Raw genomic sequence first — 22,877 nt, 5'->3', positions numbered from 1 at the left:
AAACAATACAAAAACATGAACCGCTAAAGACGCCAAGGAAATACAAGAATTTATGTTCTTCCCTTGGCGACCTCGGCGTCCTTGACGGTTGAGCATTTAACCGCTTCATTTCCTTTTCCACCTTCAACCCGACGACAGCCCAGGAGCCCTGCCGCCCAGACTTGATCATTCGCCGTCGCCGGACACTCATCTACTCTTTTCGAGGAACGGGGAGCCAGTCATGGTTAAGAACGTTGCGGACATCAGGAACATCGCCATCTGCGGCCACGGTAGCGCCGGCAAGACAACGCTGATTGATCAGCTGCTTGTCGAAGCTGGCGCCGTCAAAGGAAACCCGAGCGTCGACGCGGGCACCAGCGTCTGCGATTTCGACGAAGAAGAGAAGCACCACAAGCACTCGATCGAGGCTTCGCTCGTCCATCTCGACCACGCCGGCCGGCATTTCAACTTTCTCGACACGCCCGGCTATCCCGACCTAGTCGGGCAAATGATCGGCGCCCTCCGGGCCGTCGAGACCGCCCTCATCGCTGTCGACGCCCACTCGGGGATTAAGGTGAACACCCGCCGCGCGTGGGCCGAAGCAGGGCGTGCTGGCTGTGGGCGAATTCTGGTGCTGACGAAACTCGATACCGACAATATCGACTTCGCCGGTCTGGTCGCTTCGCTGAAGGAAGCCTTTGGCAACGGATGCGTCCCGCTGAACGTTCCCGTCGGCCTGGGCGATTCGATCTCAGGCGTGATCAACACGCTCATGATTCCTCAAAACGTCGACGGCGCCGTCGTCGATCCGCGGCCGATCCATGAGTCGCTCGTCGAGTCGATCATCGAAGTCGATGAACAGCTGATGGAACGCTACTTCGCCGGCGAGATGCCCTCGGACGAGGAACTCTCGAAGCTGATGGTCAACGCCATCGCGGCGGGGACGCTGACGCCCGTCGTCTGCGTCTCGGCGAAAAAGCACGTCGGGATTGCCGAGTTGCTCGACCTGCTGACTTTGGCGGCGCTGCCGCCGTCGGCGGTTGCGCGGCGCGCGATGCTGAACGGCGACGAAGTGACGCTCAAACCCGACGCGTCCGCGCCGCTCGCCGCGCAAGTCTTCAAGACCCGCATCGATCCGTTCGTGCAGCGGCTCAGCTTTCTGCGCGTTTTCGCCGGGACGCTGAAACGCGACGCGACGGTTCACACCGCCGATGCCCGCAAAGGGGTGAAACTTGGCGCGTTGCTGGAGGTCCAGGGAGCCGCCACGCATCCGGTTGACGACGCCGGTCCCGGCGAAATCGTCGCCGTCGCGAAGTGCGAAGACCTTCACACCGGCACGACGGTGGGCGACGTCGAGCTGCCGCCGATCACCTTCCCGACGCCGATGGTCGGGCTGGCCGTCGCCCCGAAGAACCGCGGCGACGAGGCGAAGCTCTCGGGCGCGTTGCACAAGATTACCGAGGAAGATCGGACGATCCATCTCGAGCACGATCCCGAGACGAAGGAAATGGTCCTCACCGGCATGAGCGAGCTTCACCTGCTGCTCACTAAGGAACGGCTCAAGCGTCGCGACCATGTCGAGATCGAAACGCACGAGCCCAAAATCCCCTATCGGGAGACAGTGCAGACCGAGGCCGACGGCAGCTACCGCCACAAGAAGCAATCGGGCGGCAGCGGGCAGTTTGCCGAGATCCACGCCCGCATTTATCCCTTCCCCGAAGGCGCCGATCCGCTGGCATTCGCGAGCAAAGAACGCTTTCCGCAATTGAAAAACACCCATTACCACAAGGCCGCGAATTTTCTCTGGGTCGACACGGTCGTCGGCGGCACGATTCCCGGCAACTTCATGCCGGCGATTGAGAAGGGATTTCTTGAACGCGTGAAAAGCGGCGTCATCGCCGGCTACCCCGTGCAGAACGTCTGCGTCGAGGTCTATTACGGCAAGGACCATCCGGTCGACAGCAATGAAACGGCGTTTCGCATAGCCGCGAGCAAGGTCTTCGCGGAAATCTTCAAAAAGGCGAAGCCGGGGCTCTTGGAGCCGATCGTCAATGTCCACATCAACGTCCCGGCGGACAAAGTCGGCGACGTCTCCAGCGACCTGGCCGGGCGGCGCGGACAGATGGTCGGCATGGAGTCGACAGGCGGCAACATGACCACCGTCGAGGCGAAAATTCCGCTCTCGGAGGTGACGACCTATGCCCGCACCCTGTCGTCAATGACGGGGGGACAGGGTAGCTTCACGATGGAGTTCTCCCACTACGACGTCGTTCCGGGGAACATCCAGCAGGAGGTGATGAGCAACGCGAAGCTGAAAGACGAGGAGGAGTGACGCCCGGCGGCATTCCCGAATGAGGCCCTGTCACAGTGTGCGGAAGATCGCGGAATAGCGGCCTACACCCGGAATAACTGCCCCAACCGCCCCATTCCTCGACGACGCCGGTTTGCGCGACTACGCTGAAAGCTGATTCAGCACTCATGTCGTAATAACGCGCCGCCATGCTTCGCCCCCCGCCTGCATTTCATCTGCCGCCTCGGAGCACGGTGCTGCAGCGGTGTGCCGTCGCCTGGGCAGTGGCCGTCGTCGCGCTGGTCGCGGTTCCCGCGAGCGCGCTTACCGTCCAATTCGACTACTCGTACGACACGCTCGGCTTCTTCGGCACGGCGGAGAATCCAACACCCGCGCGGTCGACTCTCGAATTCGCCGCCCGCTCATTCACGCCATTTACAGATACGCTGTCGGCAATCCAGCCTGGCGGCGGCAATTCGTGGACGGCCCGCTTCATCGATCCATCGACGAACACCTTCAACAACGTCCCCAATCTGGCCGTCCCGCAAGACACGCTCATCGTCTACGCGATCGCCAGAGATCTTGCCGGCGCCGCCTTAGGTCAGGCGAGTCCTGGTAATTACGTTTTCAGTGGTTCTCCGACCGCCAACTTCAGCAACGCCGTGACCAATCGCGGCCAGGGCGACCAGTCGCTCGACTTCGCCCCGTGGGGCGGCGTCATCGCCGTCGACGTTCGAAATAGCGCCGGCATTGCGCGCAACTGGAATTTCGATCTCGGCGTCGAGCCGCCGCTCAATGATTACGACTTTTACACGGTTGTTACCCACGAACTGGCGCACTTGTTCGGCTTTGGCGTGTCCAATGCCTTCTCGACCGACATTGCGGACAACGCCTTCGTCGGCACGAACGCCGTCGCGCTCTACGGCGGCGCTGTGCCGCTCGCCGGCGGCCAGCACTGGGCCTCTGGCGTCACGAGCCCGCCGTTTCTCCCCGGCACGCAGCCGAAGCCGTCTCTAGGCCCGTCGCTAACCCTCGGCGAACGCAAGCTTTTTACCCCGCTCGACTACGCCGCCCTCGCCGACATTGGCTGGCAAGTCCCGCCGGAACTCCTCGGCCTACCGGCAGATTTCAACGGCGATTCAACCGTCGACGGCGCCGACTTCCTCATCTGGCAGCGCGGTTACGGCGGCTTCGGCGTGACGCCGGGCGATGCCAATGGCGACCTGTTTGTCGACGACATCGACGGCTGGATCATCAGCAACTACCTCGGCTCTCAGGGGATGCTTCCGGAAGCGATTGTCACGGCTCGGGCAGCCAGCGCCGCCGTTCCGGAACCGGCCGCTGCGGCGCTAGCGCTCGTCGGATTGCTCGTCTTCGCGGCGCAGCATCGCCGTCAGAGCATCATGAACGACGTCACGATCAACTCCTGCAGCCACGCCAATCCAAAGTAAATCAGCACGCAGAGCGCAATCTGCACGACCGTGATCGTCATCGCCGAGAACGGCGTCGTGGGCAACGCCATCGCGATCACCGCACTGGTGGCCAGCGCTGGGATCAAGTACTGCGGTCCCATGCCGTAGGCTGAACCAGTCATCTGCAGCCCAAGTCGCAGGACGCAATTGGCGACGGCAATGAGCACCACGGTGGTCACCGCATGCCAGAATTCGGGCGGTTCGACCGAGCAAAAGCCGCAGGACATCTGCAGCGCCCAGGCGGCGCACGCCACCCCCAGCGGCACCAGCGCCGCGAGCAACCAGAGCGCGTCGTAATTGGCTAGCGTAGGGCCCACGGCTGTCCCCGTTTCGGTGACATGTCCCCACAGCGTCGGCGCCCTAATGGAACCCTATCACGATTTGCGTGGCGGGAACGCGACGTCTGGCAGATTTTGCGACAAACAAAACGCCTCGTTCTCCAGAGGGGTGAGCAAGCAAACCAATCGGCGCCGCAGCCGTTCAGCCCCTGGCTCCGCCAGGGGCTCGGAGACCATTCCGGTTGGCGTCGCCCCTCGTGGGGCTACCCCCTGGCGGAGCCTGGGGCTGTTAAACGTCAAGCACTTTCCGCCTGCAGCTAGTAACCAGCATCGGGCATCCGTTTGCGGCGTCTTCCTCCCCTCCCACCCCCACAGCCGGTAAAATAGCTAAACTTGCTATTACCGGATCGCCGAAATAACCTCCGGAGAGCGGCCCCTGTCCTCTCACCAATCCCGCACCCACCCGCCAGGACCGAGCCCGATGAGTCCCGCCGCCGGTTGCTCCTGTACCAGTCCAGCCTAGCGCGGAACTTCTCGCCCTGTCGCTGCGCGATCGACGCAGCCGTTCGGTCAGTCCGAAGCCCATTTCTTCGCACCGACCGCCCCACCCTCGCCGACTTTGTGCACATCGAGGCGAAACCGCCATGGCCACCGACTTCCGCCTGAAAGACCAACTCCCGGACATCACCGAACGCATCGTCGCCACGTACGCGCGCTCGGGCAAAATCAACCACCTCGATCATTGCCCCCTGCCGCGCTACGATGAGATCGTCGCTGCGATTCACGAACTTAATGAGATCATGTTCCCCGGCTATCGTCGCCGCGAGGGACTTCATCACGGCAACATCGGTTACTACGTCGGTGATTTGGTCGATCGTCTCCACGACCGCCTCACGACGCAAATCGGCCGCGCGCTTCGGCACGACGCCGGCGCGACGAGCGATTGCGATTCGGCGGAAGATTTCGAGGCGCTCGGCCAGGCGAAGACGATTCAGTTTCTCGACCAGCTTCCCGAGATCCGTGAGATCCTGGCCACCGACGTTCAGGCCGCCTACGACGGCGATCCCGCCTGCAAATCGCCCGCAGAAGTCATTTTTTGCTATCCTGGCCTTGAGGCGATTACCGTCTACCGGCTCGCTCATTTGCTGCACGAGCTGTCGATCCCGTTCATCCCGCGCATGATGAGCGAATGGGCCCATAGCCGCACTGGCATCGACATTCACCCTGGAGCGACGATCGGCCGTTACTTTTTCATCGATCACGGCACTGGCGTCGTCGTTGGGGAGACGAGCCACATCGGCGAGCATGTGAAGCTCTACCAAGGCGTCACGCTCGGCGCCCTCAGCTTCCCGACGGATGAAGACGGCCAACTCGTCCGCGGACAGAAACGGCATCCCACGCTTGAGGATGGCGTCGTCGTCTACGCCAACGCCACCATCCTGGGCGGGCGGACCGTCGTCGGGCACCACTCGGTGATTGGCTCCAGCGTTTGGCTCACGCGCACGGTGGCGCCTCACACCACGGTCGTGCTGGAAACCCCGAACTTGCGCCTCCGCCACGACACGCCCGACGACATGCGCCCCGAACTGAACTACCAGATCTGATCAGCCGCCGGTCAACTACCAGCGCGGGCGATGATCAAATGGGGAGTGCCAAATGGGAATGGGGGAGGCTCTTTCCCATTTAGCATTCCCATTCGCCATTCCCCATGTTCGCTGCTACGATATCGCACGCCGCCCCGTCCCGTCGCTTGCGAAATCCAGCATGCTCTTTGGCCCCATTTTTCAGGTTGAGCTCGTCGCCGCCGCGCGCCAGCGCCGGCAGTATCTGCTCCGCGTCATTTACGCCGCCATCATCCTGTTCGTGCTGTGGGTCTCGTACTCGTCGATCAGCGTGCGCAACTCTTATTCTCCCGACGCCCCGCTCGGCGGCAATCAAGTTTCCATCAGCGAGTTAGCCTACACGGCGACCGCGTTCTTCTACGCCTTCACCTGGGTCCAGGTGCTGGGCATCGTGGCGATCACGCCGGTCATGGCCGCCGGCGCCATCGCCACCGAACGCGAGCGCCGCACGATTGAGTACCTCTTCGCCACCGATTTGTCCAACTTCGAGATCGTCGTCGGCAAGACGTTCGCCCGGTTGGCGGTGGTCGGTCAACTCGTGCTCGTCAGCCTGCCCATTCTCTTTATCTTTCGTTTGCTCGGCGGCATTCCAGCCGACCTCCTGATGGCTTCGTTTCTCATCGCGGGCAGCACGGCGTTGTTTCTCACTTCGCTCAGCGTTTGCGTGTCGGTCTGGTCGGCCCGCGCGCGGGACGCGGTGATGCGCGTCTATCGACTGCTGGCGGTGCTCATCGTGATTCCAATCGTGCTCGCGCCGCTTGCATTCGTGATCCAGGCGCAGAACCTAGGCGGAACATGGTGGGCAACGGCGTTCAATCAAGTGCTCGGATATTGCTGGGATCTCAATCCGCTCGCGGTACTCGCCAAATCAATGTCTGGCATCGCCGCCGCCGGCGCTGGATTCGATTTCGAGCCGGTGCTGTACATGGCCGCGTGGCATGTCGGGCTGTCGGCAACGCTGGTAGCGCTAGCCACGACCGCCGTCCGTCGCGTCCACCTGCGCGAATCGAGTCGGGGCGACGGCGCCGCCAAGCGAAAGCGAGGCGAGGCGGTCCGCTGGTCTGACCGCTATCGCTGGCGGCCGCAACTCGGCGAGAACGCCATGTTGTGGAAAGAGGTCTTTGCCCCGACGGCCAAAGCTCGGCTCGGCTTCGTCGGCGTCGCGGCAAACGTCATCGTCGTGCTCGTCGCGCTCGGCTTGACGTTCTTTTTCTTCTATCTGGCCGTCACGAACGATCCGAATTTCGACGACGATGACTTCTTCTATTTTGCCGCCGTCGAGACGACGATTCTCGGCGTCTGCTTCATGCTGCTACTGGCCGCCCGCGCGGCCGGGCTCGTCACGCTTGAAAGGGAGCGCGACTGTTGGACTTCGCTGCTGTCGACGCCGCTCAGCGGCGGCGAGATCATGCGTGCGAAACTCGTAGGCAATCTTTATGCGGCGCGCTGGGGCTATCTCCTGTTGTTGATCACATGGCTGCTCGCCGCTTGCTTTGACGGCCGCTACCTGCTGGTGATTCCCTTACTGACGCTGAGTTTCTTCCTTTGCACAATGTTCGTCACCGTCGTCGGACTGCAGTACTCCCTTTCTTCAGCGACGAGTCTGCGTGCGATGGGGGCCGCACTGGCGACGGTGTTCTTCGTTGGGGGGGGCTACTTCATCTTCTGCTGCTTCGGCTTCGTCGCGGTGGGAGGAGGTGGCAACGAGGATGATCTGCTCGCCATTGGGATGGCGCCGCTGCTTCCCTACATTGTCTCCGCCCCGGCCTTCCTCTTCGCCTCGGGGACAGATGAGTGGGGCAAGGGGCAGCCCATGATGGCGTATCTTCTGGGCACGGCGGGGTATGCCGTCGCAGACCTCTTGCTGGCGATCAACCTATTCAGCAGTTTTGATCGACGCGCGGGCCGAACGGTAGACTCTCCATCAGGCCACACGGTGCAGCCGTAAACGAATTCTAGCATACACGGCGCAATAAAAGGCGGTTGTCGCAGCGACCCAACAAACAGGAAATGGGCCGCCGCGACAGAGCCGCCAGATCACGTGCAAGCCCTCCTGTGAGGCTCGCCGCAAAATGCTAGTTGGCCGGCGGCGGGTTGTCGCCGCTCTTCTCGACCGTCTTTTCCGTCGTGGTAGTCGTCGATCCGTCGGGCGTCGAGACGGTCTTTTCGGTCGTCGACGAGGCCTTCTCGCTGCATCCAGTGAACCCAAGCGTCATCGCCCCAAGGGCGACCGCTAAAGTGAGCATTCTTGTCATGGCTAGAACCTTTCTTCACTCAAGACTGTTTGTTTCCGCCGAGCCAAGCCGCCTCCCAAACGGGGGCGTCGCCGGCGGCTGGCGATCGTCTTACGCGAATCCCATGCCGCAAGAGACAGGAGTGAACACGTCCGGACTGGCCCGCCGCACCCGCGAAGAGCAAGCAGTGCGCCGCGGCGTTGGGCCCAACACGCACCAACGAGGCTGATCGCCAAGCGTCCAACGGACGGTATGCGACCAAATCAGACGGCCGCTCGATAAGGCGTACCATCCGCCGCAACCGCGTCGCGCCGGTCATTGAGCATGACCGCCAAGAATCGATCGAGCTGATTTCCGGCCCAAGTCGCCTGTGAAGGCCCGCCGTTCCAAGACGATCGGTCGATCGGCCTATTGGGGAAAGGTCTTCTCGGGGCCCGACAGCTCGATCACGATCGAATCGTTTCCCTCGGCCGGTACTTCAGCGGTGAGACCGCTTTGATCGAGAAAGGTGTACTGCGCCGGGATCAGCGACTCGCCAAGCACGAACTCTCCCGGCGTCTTTTTCGCCTGCTGGGAAGGACGTTGCGAGGCGTAGCAGGTCACCTTCACTTTATGGGGGCCAATTATCGCGCCGTCAAATTCCGCAAAGGTACTTAACCGGAATGTCCCGTCGGGTTGAATCGCGGCGCCGGCGGGTTGGCCTTGGGCTGGCTGAAAACCAACGCTGCCGTAAGGCATTGGTTTACCGTTGTAGGTGACTTTTCCGCTGACCGGCGCGACGGCCGGTTTGTCGGAACATCCCGACAACGCGGCCAAGCCGACCAATGCAACGCTAAGAAGTAAATTGAACTGCATCCGGTCGAATCGAGAGGAATGGTACGGCAGCAGAAGCGAATGAATACGAAGCACCTGGAGCGGTGAACTTGTGCGCGAAGGGTACAGGGAGAGCTACAGCGGCAAATTGCTGACTTCGTCGCCGTTAACCGTGGCGACGTCCTTGTAAACCTCCAATTCAACGCTGTCGGCAATGTTGTGGACGCTGCCGTCGATGTAGACGAATTGCGTTACGCCGGGATGAAAGCTGCCCATTGGGAGGTGATTGAAGTTCGTGGGCGTCCCGGCGATGCAGTTCGCCGCATTGCGCACGACGCACGCATTCGGCGGAGTTTCGGCGACCTTCATGCTGTAGGGACCGTCAACATACCCTGCCAGATACCATGGTCGCGTGTTCCCGGGCGGTTCTTCAACGGGTGCTCCAAAACAGCAGTCGCGGTGGACGAATTCTCCAGCCAGCATCGAATTGCTTTGCCCATCGGTAATCTCTTCGAGTTTCCTCGAGTAGCCTACGAGCGTCTTCGGTTGAAAGACGCTTGTCCCAGGAATCTCGATCATCGTGAAGGCGCCATTGTCCGGCAGCTTACCAAAGGAAGAAGTATATAAGGTTTCGCCGCGATTGCGAATGGCGCCGGCGATTCCGGAGTAGGAGGTCAGGGCGCCCAGCTGGTATTCGTAGCCAGCCGGCGCCGCCTGCGTGACCTTGGCGTCGGGCCAGGCGGGACAAATGAACGCATCGACGACCGCATCCCTCGCGGGGTCGTCAAACACCTGTTTGCCGGCCTTCTTGTAGTCGAGAATGAGTTGGCTGTAGGTGTTTTGCCCCTCAAGATACTGCAAGAGGCTCGTGAACATTCCGCGTTTGGAGAAATTCAACGAGTCCTTCACGTCTTGTGCCGTGCGATCGTAGCCCGCAGGCAGTGCGCCCTTAGCGGCGGCGTAATTCTGAGCCGCGAGCCCCATTTGCTTCAGGTTGTTACTGCACTGAGCGCGGCGCGCCGCCTCGCGCGCCGCCTGCACAGCCGGTAGCAGAAGTGCGACAAGGACGCCGATGATCGCAATGACGACCAACAGCTCCACGAGCGTGAAGCCGGCAACGCCGCGACGAGTGCATCGAACTTTGGGCAAGGCTTCCATTCATTCACCTCTGCGGGCTGTTGAGGAACGCGGTTTCCGTTGGGCGGCCGAGAGCGGTCGCGCCGCAGCGAACGCTGACGTGGTTCTAGATCGATCGCTTGCCCCCAAGCCGTCGTTCGACTAGCCGCTTTACGTTCGCTGCGACGCGTTGGACTCTACCAATTCCCTTGCGCCGCACGGTTCGTCGCAAGGGAACTTTCTTCTAATTGTTCCAGCGACGAAGAGCGAGGCAAGCGACGCCCAACCCCGCCATTACTAGCGCACTCGGCTCGGGAATGGCCCCAAGCGCCGCCGCGGCGGGAACCGTGCCGAACTGGCCGTTCCAAATCGTCAGGTCAGCGTCGTTGACGTTGCCGTCGCCATTGGCGTCGCCGGTCGTGTTATCCGTCTGGGCTGCGAGGCCGTATCCACGCTGCCAGATCAGGAAGTCGCTTCCGTCGACGATGCCGTCGGAATTAAAGTCGGCGTCGTCGGCCGGCGGCACAATGGGGTCGAGCGTCAGCGTGAACGCCTGAATGCCGTTATTCGTGCTCATGGCGTAAACAACGACGCTGTTGCCTGTCACAGCCCCGAACTTGACGGATCCGGTCCCGTTGCCGTTAGGAAACTGGTTGGGACCGAGGACCGGATCGTTGATCGGCAAATTGCTTCCTTCGGCGATCTTTCGCTCCGCAACCGTTCCGGTCGGATTCGTCTGATCGTAGACAAAGAGGCGGGCGCGAGCGATCGCGGCGGTCGAGCTGCTCGCTTCCACCATCGCCAGCAGCGGACGCCCATCGACAATGGCGTAATCCAGCGGACGCAGCGCGGCGCCGTCGGAACCGATGCTCAGGGCAAGCGTCCCCGTCGCGCCGCTTACATCGACTTGGCGGGCGAATTGCTCTTGCCCCGCGGTGCCGGAGCCTTGCTTGCCGATGATCGTGTCGGCGTCGGTGAACGTGATGCCGAGTCGAAAATCGCCGGCCTCGGGCGGGTTGGATGCGATCCCGATGCTCGCCGCGGTGAAGGTCGTTCCGTCAGCCGTCGTGAGCAGGGCAAAACTGTTATTGCCGGGCACAGAGGGCGCGTTGCCGTATCCGACGGCAATTCTCGTCTGCGTGCCGCTGCCGAAAACATCGAACGAGTCGCCAATCCGTGCTCCCGCCAGCGGAGCGCCGGTATAGACCAGCGTCGGCGTCGCGGCCGTCTCGTTCTCCCAACGATACACATTGAAGGCCGACGTGGTCGCATTGGTCGTGAGATTCCCAACGTAGATCGCTCCATCGTCGGCGACGCCGACCATATTGGTCGTGAACGTGCCGCCCGCGATGACGCCAGAGCCTTGGTTCAGGGACCCAACGTCGACGCCTGTGGTGCCGTTCAGAATCCGAATGCCGTTGCCGGCAGTGCTGCGGCTGACGACGATCAAGTTGCCAGTGGTCGGGTTGTAAGCCATTCCGCGTTCGAGGTTACCCCCATTGACCGTCGTGTTGGTAAGCGTGTTGCCGAGGTAATTGTAGAATCCCGCCTCGAGCGAGTCGGTGCCGGCCGTATCGCCTGGTAGAACCTCGAACGGCGCCCGCCAGCCGTCACCGCCGCCGAAACTGGCCAGCGGGGCGAGCGTCGCGCCCTGCGCGGCGCTCGCGAGGAATGCTGCTCCGATCGCAGTGTACGCGCCAACGTTCTTGATCAGTTCTGCTAAGCGGACGCACATGATATTCCTCTTGATGATGATTCGCGGTCACAACCGAGTTTCAATTGCCCGCCGCCGGGGGAGATGTTCGCCCCCGGCGGCGGAAACTTCATTCAATACTTCGAACCTTTTGCCGCTAGACGACTAAGCTCGTCGCCGCATGAGCACGGTGAGCGACGCCGCAATCCCGAACAGCGCCACGCCCGTAGGCTCAGGAATGCCGACGCCGCGCAGATCAAAGGCTTGAATTCCCTGATTCGTCGACATCGCGTACAGCGTCGCGTTGCCGCCGCTAATGGCGCCGAACTTCACGCTGCCGACGGCGTTCCCATTGGGGCTTAGCGTTCCGCTGGTGGTAGTCGCCGAAACCAACAACGTCGGCGTCGCGGGAACGGTGACGTCGTAGACGCGCAGCAGCGAGTTATTGGCGTCGATTACAGCCAGCAGCGGAACGCCGTTGACGACCGCGTAATCCATGGCCATCTCGCCGCCGCTGGTTAAGGTCGCCGAGCCGAACGAAGTCCCCACGCCGCCGGCGTAGCTCGTCAAACGTAATGGCGCTGCCGCCGGGCTCCCGCCCGTTTGCTTGCCCCAGACGTTATTCGCATTGCCAGCGAACGTCACGCCCAAGCGAAAATCGCCGGCGAGCGGCCCTGCCGGTGCGAAAGACGGGACGGCGGTCGCTCCGCCAGAGTTGATCACCGCATAACCGATCGTACCGCTGGCGCCCGCCACGATCGTCGTTCCCGCGCCCGCGCCGGTGACGTCAAGGGAATCGCCCAATCTCGGCGTCCCCGTGAACCCGGCGACCGTTCCGCCGAAATAGGTCGTCGGAGCAGCTGCGGTTTCGGTCGACCACTGGTAAACCTTGAACGCGGCGGAGCTGACGTTCGTTTGCAGATTCGCGACGTAGACGGCGCCATCGTCAGCGACGCCCACCATGCTCGTGGCGAAGGTGCCGCCTGTAATCACGCCAGAGCCTTGGTTCAGGAATCCAGCGTCAGCGCCGGTCGTGCCGTTCAGCACTCGAATTCCGTTCCCGGCAGTGCTACGACTGACCAAGATCAAATTGCCTGTTTGGGAATTGAAGGCCAGCCCGCGCTCCAGGCTCGCCGTGCCGAGATAGTTGTAGACGCCGGCCGTATTTGTGCCCGGCGTGTCTCCAGCGAGCAATTCGCCAGGAGCTCGCCAGCCATCCCCGCCGCCGAATGTGGACATTGCAGTAAGAGTCGCGCCGACTGACGGCGATGCAGCGAGAAGGACGACGGCAAACGCCGCCATCCAACGGTCAAGATAAGTCTTCATTAGCTGGCCCTCTTAGGTGTAAACTGCGGTGACAATTGAGGTGTGAAAAGCTGAAGGTAATCGTTGCCTTGCGCGCGGCCGCCGAATCATTCCAACGCACCAAGGGTTCCGTTACGTGATATTCCGACGAACGGAAAATCAGACCACGGTCGATCGTGAAGCCGGCCAAACCGATCGACGTCGCAGCCAGCGGCGCGGCCTTTTTCGAGGCGGCTTGCGAGCGTTTATTGGGTCGCGCACGTTCCTTCTCTCATTGCATCCTAATAGTGGGGTCGAAACGTCACAAACACTAACCGCGCAATCTTTTCAATAGACTGCGCACGCGGTCTATGGGATATCCCCAACGCAGGCGGAGTTGCGGAAGTCGAACATGTCGTTGTCCCACGGTGCGGAGATCGGTGCGATCCTCTCTGCGAGTCAGCATGTCGAAGGCAGTCGATCAGCTTCTCGTCAACTTCCGCCGGAATGCAAGGGGCGTGGCCCCGAACTGCCGGCAGAACGCGACGCCGAACTGCGTCGCTCCCGCATACCCGCAGGCGGCGGAAATCGCCTCGACGGATAGGTCGGACTGGGTAAGAAGCTCGCGTCCGCGCTCCAACCGGAGTCGTCGAATCTCCTCGGCAGGCAGGCGTCCAATGCGGCGCTTGAACTGCAATTCCAAATAGCGGCGTGAAACCGGCACTTCGCGTAGGACGTCTTCAACGGCAATGCCGCGAAAGGCGTGCGTTTGAATAAATCTCAGCGCCTGCACAATCATTGGATCGTCGATCGCGAGCACGTCCGTCGACTGCTTGCCGACGACTCTGACCGGAGGGATCGACAATGGCTTGATCGGCGCCGTGTGCCCTTGCATCATGCGGTCGAGCATCGCCGCCGCTTCGTGACCAATTCGCTGGCTGGCCACGGCGATGCTCGAGAGCGGCGGCGAACTCAGATTGCACAGGAATTCGTCAGTGTCGCCGGCGAGAATCGCGACTTCATCAGGTACGCGGATCCGTTCCAGACTGCAGATCTCCGTCAGCTGCCGACCGCGGCGTGCATCCACCGCGAGAATCGCCACTGGTTTCGGCAAATGACTGAGCCAGCGATGAATGCGGTTGTGTTCTTCGTCGCGGCTAATGCGTCGGCCGCCGCGGTAGCCCGGGCGGTAGACGTGACAATCGTGCCCGTCTGCGGTGACGACCGCAAAAAAGGCTTGGGCGCCTTTCTTGGAATATTCATGACTTGGAGGTGCAAAATACGCGAAGTGCGTGAAGCCTCGCTCGCGAAAGTGGGACAACGCCATCGTGGCCCAAGAATGCTCGTCCGTGGTAACTTGTCCCATTCCCTCCTGGTTTTCGAACACGTTGTCGACGTTCACAGCCGGCAGCCCGCAGCGAGCGATTTCCTCCAGATGAAGCGGCGTACTGACCCTAGCAATGATCCCGTCTCCGCGCCAGCGATCCGGGAGAGACCAACCGCGGCTATGGTCCCGCGGGTCGATCAGCAAATTCCACGGGCCGAATCGTTGCGCGTAATCGGCGACACCCTCAACGACGCTGCGGCCCCAGCCGTTGTCAGTTTCCACTAGCACAGCAATCTGCAATGCGCGGTTCTTGGTGGAAAGCGGCATCGCACAGCTCCGGCGCGGTACAAGGTCTAATCCGAAGAAGCATCCGATCTCTCCATCCTAACATGTCTGTGCGCATCCAGTGGAAAAAAGTGCGCGGATGCTGAGGCGGCGCATTTCGGCCGCTGATAAACTACGGATTCGGCACCCCTCCTATGAGCCAAAAGACGCCTCCATTGAGTTCGGAATCTCTAACGCGCTCGATTGGGCTGCTGGCCGCATCCTCGGGCGATGGGGTCGACGCGGCGATTATCGATACGGATGGGCGCGATGAGATTATCTCACTGGGAGGAGTTTCGCTGCCTTATGACCGTCGGCTGCGCTGGCGCGTCCTCGAAGCAACCCAGAACGACTTGCCGACGACCGAGATATTGCGGCTGGAAAAACAGTTGACCGACCACGTTGCTCAAGCCTTTGCCAAGTTGCGGACAGAGTTTCCCCTCCAAACCGAGGGAGTCGAGGTCGTCGGGCTCCATGGCCACACGCTGCGGCACATTCCCAGCGAAGGGCTGACTTATCAATTGGGCAACCCATGGCAGCTCGCTGAATCGATCAAACTCCCCGTCGTGAGTGACTTTCGTCGGCACGATATGGCCATTGGAGGCGAAGGGGCGCCGCTTGCCGCGATGTTTCACTGGGCTCTCATGTCGAATGAGCCCCGGCCGGCGTTGATGTTGCACTTGGGGGCGGTGGCGAGCGTGACGTGGCTGAGCAGCGACAACGAGATTATCGCCGGCGATACTGGCCCGGGGGTCGGATTATTGAACGAATGGGTTCAGGAGATGGCCGAGTTGCCGCACGATCTGGACGGGCGCGTATCCCTTGAGGGCCGCGTCGACGAAGAGATCGTCCGCACGGCGCTCGATGCGCCCTTTTTCACGCGTTCTTTGCCTAAAGCCGCCGACCGTTACGAGTTCGATCATGTTGACGTTTCCGGACTAAGCGTCGCGGATGGCGCCGCCACCCTGTGTGCGATTACCGTCGAGGCGTTAGCCCGCGCTACTCGACAGCTGCCGGAAATCCCCGAGTTGCTGTGGATTACCGGTCCCGGCAGCGAGCAACCGGTCATCCGCCGGATGCTGGAGTCCCATTTTGCGGCGGTGCGGAACGTCACTGAACGGGGACTCAACCCCATAACGATGGCGGCTGAGTCAATCGCTTGGCTTGCGGTACGACACTTAAAGCGCCTGCCAATTACCACTCCTGAGACCACTGGCTGCCGCACCGCTGACAGCGCGGGGCTGTTGGCTCTTCCGTTCACCTTTCGATCGTAGGAATCGGCACGAAATCAACATGGCTGTGAAGAAGAACATCGGCTTGGTGGACTATCGCCTCGACAATTACCACGCGGAAGTCTATTTGAAGGCGCTGCGCGGACCCCTGGCGAGTCGTGGATACACGATCGCGGGGGCGACGTCGCTGGAACACGAGGTCAGCAGCGCGTGGGCTGATGAGCGTAGCCTGCCCTATTGGCGAGAACTCGACGCGTTGGACGCGGCGGTCGACTTCGTCGTGGTGCTCGCGCCGTCGAATCCCGAATTGCACCTGGAAATGTGCCGAGCCGTACTGCCGCTCGGTAAGCCGACGTTTGTCGACAAGACGTTCGCCCCCGACGAAACGACGGCGAACGAGATCTTCGCCCTGGCCGATGCGCACGACGTCCCGATCCAGACCACGTCGGCGCTCCGCAGCACGGCGGTGCAATCCTTTGTGCGCGAACTGCCGTCGCCGGTGCAAAGTATGAGCATCTTCTCGTCGGGCGCCTCGTTCGCGGAATACGGCATTCATCCGATTGAGCTGGCCGTGAGTTGCATGGGACACGACGCTGTGCGCCTCTTGCGATTCGGACCGGAACGTCATCCGCAATGGTTAGTGCAGTTCGCAGGCGATCGATCGGCGATCATTGACTTCAACCCCGAAGTCGAGATTCCGTTCAGCGCCATCGTGTCGACGCAGCAGGGGCACGATCAGATCGTCGTCGATGGCGCGACGCTGTTCCTCGACGCCGCGGCGAGCATCCTCGATTTTTTCGATGCGGGCCGGCCGCTGGTTGATCGTCGCGAGACGCTGCTCGTGACGCGAATCCTCGATGTGGCGATGAGCGACCAGGCCCGCCACGACTTCGTTAGTTTGCGGTCTTCTGGTGCGGCAAACATCGTTCCGGCCCCGCATTGGGGTAACGAAACCGTCAGCGACTCCTCCCGGGAGAATGCAACGCGAAGGGTTCGCAGCTAGACGCGATTCAATCACCAGTCATCCGCTTTCAGCCACTTCATGATATGGGCCCCAGTGACGTGAAACAGATCGGAATTATCGGCGCCGGCGCCATTGGACAGAAGCACGCCGAGGCGGCGCAAGCGGCTGGAGCAACGCTGCGCTGGATCGCGGATCTGAACTCGGAGCGTGCCGCCGAACTGTCGGCGCAGTTCGGCGGAACCCCCTGCAACGACCCGTCGATGGTCCTCAACGACCAAGCCGTTGACGCGGTGGTAATCGGCGTCCCCAATCGACTTCATCACCCCCTCGCCGTTGCCGCGCTCGAGGCGGGCAAGGACGTGCTGCTCGAAAAGCCAATGGCGCTGACGGCGGCGCAATGCGAGGAAATTAACGACGTCGCCACTCGGACCGGACGCATCGTCCAGATTGGGTTCGTCCACCGGTATACCGCCGTCGGCAGGCTGGCCAAGCAAATAGTCAGCGCGGGACGACTCGGCCACATCTATCACGCCAAGGCGCATTTGCATATCCGGCGAGGCGTACCTGGCCTGGGCAAATGGTTCACGACCAAGTCCGTCGCAGGCGGCGGAGCCTTGATTGACGTCGGCGTGCATCTGATCGACCTGGCGCTGTCGACGCTCGGCTACCCCGACGTGGCCGACGTGAGCGGCCAAGTCTATTCAACCTTCGGCCGCCGCATGCGGGGCTATGTCTATGAAAACATGTGGGCTGGTCCGCCGGACTGGGATGGCGTGTGTGATGTGGAAGATGCGGCCCATGCGTTCGTTCGCTTCCGGAACGGCGCCACGCTCGAACTCGACGTTGCTTGGGCCGGAAATTTTCCGGAAAAGTCCATTCCAACTTCCTTGATGGGATTCTTCGGCGACGCGGGAGGGATGACGTTCGAACTCTTCGGCGACCATGTGATTTTGACCTCAGAACAAGAAGGATCGCTCGTCGACGAGCGATTTGAAGCAGCCGCGGCGGAGCCATTCAAGGATCAGTTCGCCGATTTCTTGCGCAGCATCGAGACGCGTGAAGTAACCGGCGCTAACGGTTGCCAGGGCGAAGTCGTACAGCGAATCGTTGACGAGATTTATCTCAATAGCTTGCCACAATCTGCGGCCGTAGAAGTCTAGCCGCGGCGCTGGGGCCGTTGTTCGACGTATCATTCGGATTCTATTTCAACCGCTCGCTGCCGCCTGATGAACTGGCTTGGATCCCACGCCGCCGACTTGATCGTTATTGCCGTCTATCTGGCGGCGACGCTCGTCATTGGTTTGTGGGCGCATCGGCTGTGGCGTACCGGACGCGAGGACGAAGAGAGCTACTACCTGGCCGGCAGACGCGTCCCCGCGTGGATGAATGGCGTCTCATATGCCGCGACGGCAATCAACGCCGATGTGGCGCCACTGTACTGCGGTATGGCGGCCGTGGTTGGATTGCCAGTCGCTTGGTTCTACCTTTCGCGCTTTGGTCTGGCGTGGATGATCGTGGCGATGCTCTTCGCGGCGCGGTGGCGGCAACTCAATATTCGCACGGGTCCCGAGTTCTACGCCCTGCGCTTTGGCGGCCGCGGCGCGAAGCTCGTCCGTATCTACACGGCGCTGTTCGCGGTCGCGGTGAGCATGGTCCCCTGGATCGGGGCCGGATTGCTCGGAACGCACAAAATCATGCAGCCAGTGCTGGGAATCGAAAGCAAATGGGCGACGCTGGCGTGCGTCGTGCCGTTGGTCGCCGGGTATGTGTGGGTCTCGGGATTTGCCGGCGTCTTGGTCACCGACGTCTTCCAATCGGCCGTCATTGTGGTCGCCAGCGCCGCCCTACTCGTCGCCGTTTTGGTCAACGCCGGCGGGCCGACCGATCTCGCCGCGGCCATCAAGGCAGCGCACCCGGCCGAGCATGCCGAGATTCTCGCAACCCTGCCTGTACCAGGCCACGCGATTCTCGGCCCATGGGTAGTGATCGCCTGGCTGATCATCCCGACGATCGGCCGCGGCGGGAGCGTGGACCTCGACGGGCAACGGATCTTTTCGTGTCGCACGGCGCGGGAGGCGGCGAAGGTGACCATTTGGGGTCAGCTGGCAATGTTCATCATGCTGCTGCTTATTACGCTTCCCGTCCTGGGAATGGTCGCCAAGCATCCCGATCTGTACCATGCGACGCGCGGCGAGCGGGAACAGGTCTATGGGATGATGTTGATCGAATACCTGCCTGCCGGCGTCCTGGGACTCGTCGTCGCCGGCGGGCTCGCCAGCGTAATGTCGACGATTAGCGGGTATTTAAACTACGGCTCGCAGACGGTCGTGAACGACGTCCTCCGCCAGCTCTTTCCGCAGGCGGCGATCCTCGATCCTCGTCATCCCCATGTATTGTGGGTTGGTCGCGGCATTACTCTCGGGATCTTGCTCGCCGGCATTTGGGTCATGTTCGCTTCCGACTCGCTCTTTCGAATTGCCACCGTCATCAGCGGCATGTTCGCCGCTTCGGCCGCATATCTTTGGGCGCAGTGGTGGTGGTGGCGGGCAAATCTGGCATCGTGGGTGGCGGCGATGATCGGCGGCCCCGTGGCGTATTTCGCACTCGCTTGGCTGCTGCCAAAATCAGACTGGTGGGCGACCCGGCTCGCCGCCGGCGAGGCCGCTGCCGACGGTATGGCGATGCTCCACGCGCTGATCGCCATCGTGGTGACGACCATGGCGTGGGTTGCCGTCGCCTTGTTGACGAAGCCGGAGTCGGAGGAAACGCTCACGTCGTTCTACCTCCGCGCACGGCCGCTAGGTTGGTGGACGCCGGTGCGGCAAATGATTTCCGCCGCGGAGACGAACCAGCGTGCCGGGGCTTCGACGCCCCTGCCGCCCGTTGGGCCGCCGCTCCTGCTGGCGGGGGGCTTTGGCGTTGCCGCGGTTGGCGCCGCATGGATCGCCGCTGGCGTGCTCGGCGTTTCACAGCTGGTGATTGGCAATTGGACTCTCGCGACAGCGCTGCTTGGCGTCGCCGTCGGGGGAGGCATTGCGTTTCGATATCTGTTTGACTGGCATCTGGATCGGTTGGAGGCTGAGTGACGATGACGCGATTTTTAAGTACGATTGCGCTCTATCTTATGCTGGCTTTGACCAGTGGAGTAATTGGCGCGAATTCGGCAGTTGTCGTCGCTGCGGAGCAGTCGGCAGCGGTGACGTTAAACGACTATGACGTCATCATCGCTGGCGGGTCGACCGCGGCATTTGCCGCCGCCCTCGCGTCGGCGGAGAGCGGGGCCCGCACCGCGCTGCTGGAGCCGACCGATTGGGTTGGCGGGCAACTCACCAGCAGCGGAGTGCCGGCGGTCGACGAGGCTTGGCACACCATCAAGGCAACAGCGCCCGGAACGCAGTCGTATAGCGTCGCGCGTGTCGCCCGCGACCCGGCGAACATTACGCCGAGCTTTCACGCCTTGATGCAATACTTAGAAAACCCGGCCGATTGTTGGGTGAGTCGGTTTTGCTTTTGCCCCGATAGCTTTGTTCGCCAACTCGAGCCGCTGGAGAAGCAGCTCAGCGATAAGCTCACGATCTTCCGCGAGACAGTGGTGAAGCGGGTCGAGTTAAACGGCGACGGCGATCGCATTGCGTCGCTTACCGCCATTCAGCGGAAGCCGAAACCGGGCGTGCGTCACGGCGGCTACGATCGTCTGCCTTCCAAGGACCTAGCCGATTGGTACTCGCCGCAAGAATCCGATCGCTTCACTAAGCGCGTGCTCTATTTCGGCTCCCGCGACGGAGCGAAGCGGTCGCCGGTGTTTATCGACGCCACCGAGTGGGGCGAGGTGCTCGCGCTGGCCGACGCTCCCTATCTGCAGGGCGTCGAGGCCACTGACGGCGGGCTGGCGGGCGACGACCGCACGGGACAGGCGACGGTGTTTTGTTTCGTCGAGGAATTCTTGGAGAACCCGGCCGACGAGCCGAAATATGACGTTCCGCTAGAGCGAATGGGTTTTGCTACCTACGAGGGGCGCGCCGACGCGTGGGATCAAGTCTGGACCTATCGCCGCATACGCGGCGACGGTCCGCCGGCGCCAGGAGATCTTTGCCTGCAGAATTGGGGGTACTCCGCCAAGGTTGGCAACGGCGGGAATGATTATCCGTTCGGTTACCTCTTTCCGTCGAAGGCGGACGCTGCGGCCACCTGTGACGACTGGCAGGGAGGCGTCGACCTCGCGGTGATGGCCGGAGCGGAAGAGCGCGCCTTGGGCTGGCACGAATGGTTCAAGCGGCACGCCCCCGACGGAATTGATCCGAAGCAGATCGTGTTGAACTCCACGGTGCTGGGCACGGGGCATGGACTGGCGAAACTGCCGTACATCCGCGACACGCGCCGCTCCATCGGGCTGGATGGCTACGTGCTGCCGATGGCCGACTTGGTTGGAGACGTCGCTGATCGCACGGGAACGAAGTTTGACGACCGGATTGCCCTGGGCGCTTATCCGGCCGACATTCATCCGATCGTCGGGCGCGAGTTCCCCAAGTACATCCACGCCTTTCACGACACCTTGCCCTTTTACATTCCGTTTCGGGCGCTAACCAACGAGCGCATCGAGAACATGCTTGTCGCTGGGAAGACGATGGCGCAGAGCTTCATGGCCAATTCAGCCACGCGGCTCCATCCGACGGAATGGTCGACCGGAACGGCTGCCGGCGTTGCCGCGGCATACATGGCGAAGACGGGGAAAACCGCGCGGCTAGCGCTCGAGTCGGTCGCCGAGGTGCAGAAGCTTGTCAAAGCAAAGACGCCCATCGACTGGACGATTCCCGCGGATGCTTACACGGCGAAGTAGCGTTGTCGCTGGGATTTGGCATGAAGCGACGCGCGGGCCGGCGCCGCTAAGTCCGCCGCGCCAGCAAGTCTCCGGGAGACTCCAGCCGTCTCCCCGGCGCTAACTTGCAGAGCCAAATGCCGCCGAAGTAGAGCCCGACTAGCGGCACGCCCATCAGCAGCATGCTGTAGGGATCGGGCGACGGCGTCAGGATCATCGCGATCACCATGATGATCACCACGGCGAGACGCCATTTCGACCAGTAGCTGTCGACAGTGAAAATCCCGATCCGCTCCAACAGCAGCATCAACAGCGGCAGCTGGAAGCTGATTCCAAACCCGAGCGGCATCATTAGCACGAAGCTCACCCACTCACTCAGGTTCAAGTCGGGCTGCGTTTCGGTCCGCTCGTAGTACCAGAACATGAAGTCCAGGAGCGGCTCGAACGCGAAGAAGAACGCCAGGAGCGCCCCGCCAATGAACAAGCCGATGCTGATCGGCATGTAGGTATAGATGTAGCTTTGCTCGTGCTTGTAGAGACCCGCCGCGACGAATTCCCAGATGAAGTAGAAAATGAACGGGCTCGAAAATACCAACCCCGAGATGAACGCCGCCTTCAGCCAAACCGAAAAAGGCTCCATCATGCTGTGGCCGACGACGCGCAAGCGCGAGTCTTGCTCGATCGGTTGGAACAATCGCAGTTCAATGAGGTCGGAACGGTTGAGTCTGTTCGGCGCATCCGCCTTAACCATGTCGGCCTTTTCGGCAGCGTCGACCGATTCGGTCAATGGCGCCCCGGCCCGTTTGTCGTTGGCTCCTTTGTCGTTTTCTGCCAGAAGTGTTTTCAGCTGCGGATATTGCTCCTCCAGCAACCGCCGAAACTCCTGGGGCTCGATCAGGTACTCAGTAACGACCAGCCCCTCGCGCTGCATATCCTCGTACGTGACCAGCTCGTCCTCGTGAGCGTTGCGGCCCTGCGCCTTGAGTTCGGCGACGCGCTCCTCCTGCTGGCGGGCGGTCTGCCGCATGTAGAATCGTTCGAGCGACTCGCGCACCGGAGTTTGCACGTAGGCGACAATATCGTTCGCCACCGCCATGCCGACGAGAAACCCGATGAACAGCGCTGCGATCGACTTGAACAGAGCGCGGCGCAGCTCTTCGAGATGCTCCCCAAAGGACATCTTCGATTGCTCCAGCCGAGATTCGTCTTCAGGTCGCGGCGGCATAGGAGCGTTCGTCCCCCTCCCTCAAAGGGAGGGGCCAGGGGAGGGATTTCAAAAGATGCAAGGAACGACCAGGTCCCAGAGTAACGCAAAGGCAACGGCGGAATAACCGCCAGAGGCTCTCAACCGGCGTCACTTCATGTTACAAACGACGCCAGTCAGCGACAACGCACGGACCGCGGGTCGATTATCGGTAAGTCCCGCCTAAACA

General features: G+C 61.7%; 17 protein-coding genes. 9 read left to right on the top strand and 8 right to left on the bottom strand.

What is annotated here, in order from left to right; genetic code table 11:
• Positions 1–220 precede the first annotated feature (220 nt).
• Positions 221–2,311 (top strand): elongation factor G, encoded by a 2,091-nt coding sequence (locus I41_RS17135; RefSeq protein ID WP_145434128.1) that lies wholly within the window; start codon positions 221–223, stop codon positions 2,309–2,311.
• Positions 2,312–2,478: 167 nt separating this feature from the next.
• Positions 2,479–3,720 (top strand): hypothetical protein, encoded by a 1,242-nt coding sequence (locus I41_RS17130; RefSeq protein WP_145434127.1) that lies wholly within the window; start codon positions 2,479–2,481, stop codon positions 3,718–3,720.
• Here I41_RS17130 and I41_RS17125 read toward each other — a convergent pair.
• Positions 3,663–4,058, bottom strand: coding sequence for a hypothetical protein (locus I41_RS17125; protein ID WP_145434126.1), 396 nt, complete (start codon positions 4,056–4,058; stop codon positions 3,663–3,665). The genes I41_RS17130 and I41_RS17125 overlap by 58 nt on opposite strands.
• Positions 4,059–4,663: 605 nt before the next feature.
• Here I41_RS17125 and epsC point away from each other — a divergent pair.
• Entirely contained in the window at positions 4,664–5,623 is a 960-nt protein-coding gene (gene epsC, locus I41_RS17120; protein WP_145434125.1) for a serine O-acetyltransferase EpsC, read from the top strand.
• A 160-nt stretch (positions 5,624–5,783) separates the two neighbouring features.
• A complete protein-coding gene (locus I41_RS17115; RefSeq protein WP_168206967.1) occupies positions 5,784–7,589 on the top strand; it encodes an ABC transporter permease in 1,806 nt (601 codons plus the stop codon).
• Positions 7,590–7,716: 127 nt separating this feature from the next.
• Here I41_RS17115 and I41_RS17110 read toward each other — a convergent pair whose 3' ends face one another.
• The 6 genes from I41_RS17110 to I41_RS17085 form a co-directional block, all read right to left on the bottom strand.
• Positions 7,717–7,896 carry a hypothetical protein gene (locus I41_RS17110; RefSeq protein WP_145434123.1) on the bottom strand — a complete coding sequence of 60 codons (180 nt, stop codon included), beginning with the start codon at positions 7,894–7,896 and terminating at the stop codon, positions 7,717–7,719.
• Between the two features lie 387 nt (positions 7,897–8,283).
• Positions 8,284–8,784 (bottom strand): hypothetical protein, encoded by a 501-nt coding sequence (locus tag I41_RS17105; protein WP_145434122.1) that lies wholly within the window; start codon positions 8,782–8,784, stop codon positions 8,284–8,286.
• A 39-nt stretch (positions 8,785–8,823) separates the two neighbouring features.
• Positions 8,824–9,837, bottom strand: coding sequence for a DUF1559 family PulG-like putative transporter (locus tag I41_RS17100; RefSeq protein WP_168206966.1), 1,014 nt, complete (start codon positions 9,835–9,837; stop codon positions 8,824–8,826).
• Between the two features lie 211 nt (positions 9,838–10,048).
• Complete coding sequence (locus I41_RS17095) at positions 10,049–11,539, bottom strand: dockerin type I domain-containing protein (RefSeq protein WP_145434121.1); 1,491 nt, start codon at positions 11,537–11,539, stop codon at positions 10,049–10,051.
• 123 nt (positions 11,540–11,662) lie between these two features.
• Complete coding sequence (locus I41_RS17090) at positions 11,663–12,823, bottom strand: PEP-CTERM sorting domain-containing protein (RefSeq protein WP_145434120.1); 1,161 nt, start codon at positions 12,821–12,823, stop codon at positions 11,663–11,665.
• Positions 12,824–13,262: 439 nt separating this feature from the next.
• The gene (locus tag I41_RS17085) at positions 13,263–14,435 is read right to left on the bottom strand and encodes an AraC family transcriptional regulator (protein ID WP_145434119.1); all 1,173 of its coding nucleotides are present in this window, start codon (positions 14,433–14,435) and stop codon (positions 13,263–13,265) included.
• 173 nt (positions 14,436–14,608) lie between these two features.
• Between I41_RS17085 and I41_RS17080 the strand changes: the two genes are divergently transcribed.
• The 5 genes from I41_RS17080 (at position 14,609) to I41_RS17060 (ending at position 21,465) form a co-directional block, all read left to right on the top strand.
• A complete protein-coding gene (locus I41_RS17080) occupies positions 14,609–15,706 on the top strand; it encodes an anhydro-N-acetylmuramic acid kinase (protein WP_168206965.1) in 1,098 nt (365 codons plus the stop codon).
• Positions 15,707–15,725: 19 nt separating this feature from the next.
• On the top strand, positions 15,726–16,667 hold the full coding sequence (locus I41_RS17075; protein ID WP_145434117.1) for a Gfo/Idh/MocA family oxidoreductase: 942 nt from the start codon (positions 15,726–15,728) through the stop codon (positions 16,665–16,667).
• A 44-nt stretch (positions 16,668–16,711) separates the two neighbouring features.
• Positions 16,712–17,788, top strand: a complete 1,077-nt coding sequence (locus I41_RS17070) for a Gfo/Idh/MocA family protein (protein WP_145434116.1) — start codon at positions 16,712–16,714, stop codon at positions 17,786–17,788.
• A 66-nt stretch (positions 17,789–17,854) separates the two neighbouring features.
• The gene (locus I41_RS17065) at positions 17,855–19,714 is read left to right on the top strand and encodes a sodium:solute symporter family transporter (RefSeq protein WP_145434115.1); all 1,860 of its coding nucleotides are present in this window, start codon (positions 17,855–17,857) and stop codon (positions 19,712–19,714) included.
• A gap of 2 nt (positions 19,715–19,716) precedes the next feature.
• Positions 19,717–21,465, top strand: a complete 1,749-nt coding sequence (locus I41_RS17060; RefSeq protein ID WP_210420979.1) for an FAD-dependent oxidoreductase — start codon at positions 19,717–19,719, stop codon at positions 21,463–21,465.
• Positions 21,466–21,511: 46 nt separating this feature from the next.
• On the opposite strand, the gene tatC is transcribed toward I41_RS17060, so the two are convergent.
• Positions 21,512–22,669 carry a twin-arginine translocase subunit TatC gene (gene tatC / locus I41_RS17055; protein WP_145434114.1) on the bottom strand — a complete coding sequence of 386 codons (1,158 nt, stop codon included), beginning with the start codon at positions 22,667–22,669 and terminating at the stop codon, positions 21,512–21,514.
• Positions 22,670–22,877: the final 208 nt, after the last annotated feature.

Source organism: Lacipirellula limnantheis (assembly GCF_007746075.1).
Classification (GTDB): Bacteria; Planctomycetota; Planctomycetia; order Pirellulales; family Lacipirellulaceae; genus Lacipirellula; species Lacipirellula limnantheis.
Note: the sequence above shows the minus strand (reverse complement) of the source record. Positions and strands in the feature narration are given on the sequence as shown.

What these genes read in the sequence shown, in the direction of transcription:
- I41_RS17135 (WP_145434128.1), top strand. Translation starts at nt 221, where the DNA reads ATGGTTAAGAACGTTGCGGACATCAGGAACATCGCCATCTGCGGCCAC.
- I41_RS17130 (WP_145434127.1), top strand. Translation starts at nt 2,479, where the DNA reads ATGCTTCGCCCCCCGCCTGCATTTCATCTGCCGCCTCGGAGCACGGTG.
- epsC (WP_145434125.1), top strand. Translation starts at nt 4,664, where the DNA reads ATGGCCACCGACTTCCGCCTGAAAGACCAACTCCCGGACATCACCGAA.
- I41_RS17115 (WP_168206967.1), top strand. Translation starts at nt 5,784, where the DNA reads ATGCTCTTTGGCCCCATTTTTCAGGTTGAGCTCGTCGCCGCCGCGCGC.
- I41_RS17110 (WP_145434123.1), bottom strand. Translation starts at nt 7,896, where the DNA reads ATGACAAGAATGCTCACTTTAGCGGTCGCCCTTGGGGCGATGACGCTT.
- I41_RS17095 (WP_145434121.1), bottom strand. Translation starts at nt 11,539, where the DNA reads ATGTGCGTCCGCTTAGCAGAACTGATCAAGAACGTTGGCGCGTACACT.
- I41_RS17090 (WP_145434120.1), bottom strand. Translation starts at nt 12,823, where the DNA reads ATGAAGACTTATCTTGACCGTTGGATGGCGGCGTTTGCCGTCGTCCTT.
- I41_RS17085 (WP_145434119.1), bottom strand. Translation starts at nt 14,435, where the DNA reads ATGCCGCTTTCCACCAAGAACCGCGCATTGCAGATTGCTGTGCTAGTG.
- I41_RS17075 (WP_145434117.1), top strand. Translation starts at nt 15,726, where the DNA reads ATGGCTGTGAAGAAGAACATCGGCTTGGTGGACTATCGCCTCGACAAT.
- I41_RS17070 (WP_145434116.1), top strand. Translation starts at nt 16,712, where the DNA reads ATGGGCCCCAGTGACGTGAAACAGATCGGAATTATCGGCGCCGGCGCC.
- I41_RS17065 (WP_145434115.1), top strand. Translation starts at nt 17,855, where the DNA reads ATGAACTGGCTTGGATCCCACGCCGCCGACTTGATCGTTATTGCCGTC.
- I41_RS17060 (WP_210420979.1), top strand. Translation starts at nt 19,717, where the DNA reads ATGACGCGATTTTTAAGTACGATTGCGCTCTATCTTATGCTGGCTTTG.
- tatC (WP_145434114.1), bottom strand. Translation starts at nt 22,669, where the DNA reads ATGCCGCCGCGACCTGAAGACGAATCTCGGCTGGAGCAATCGAAGATG.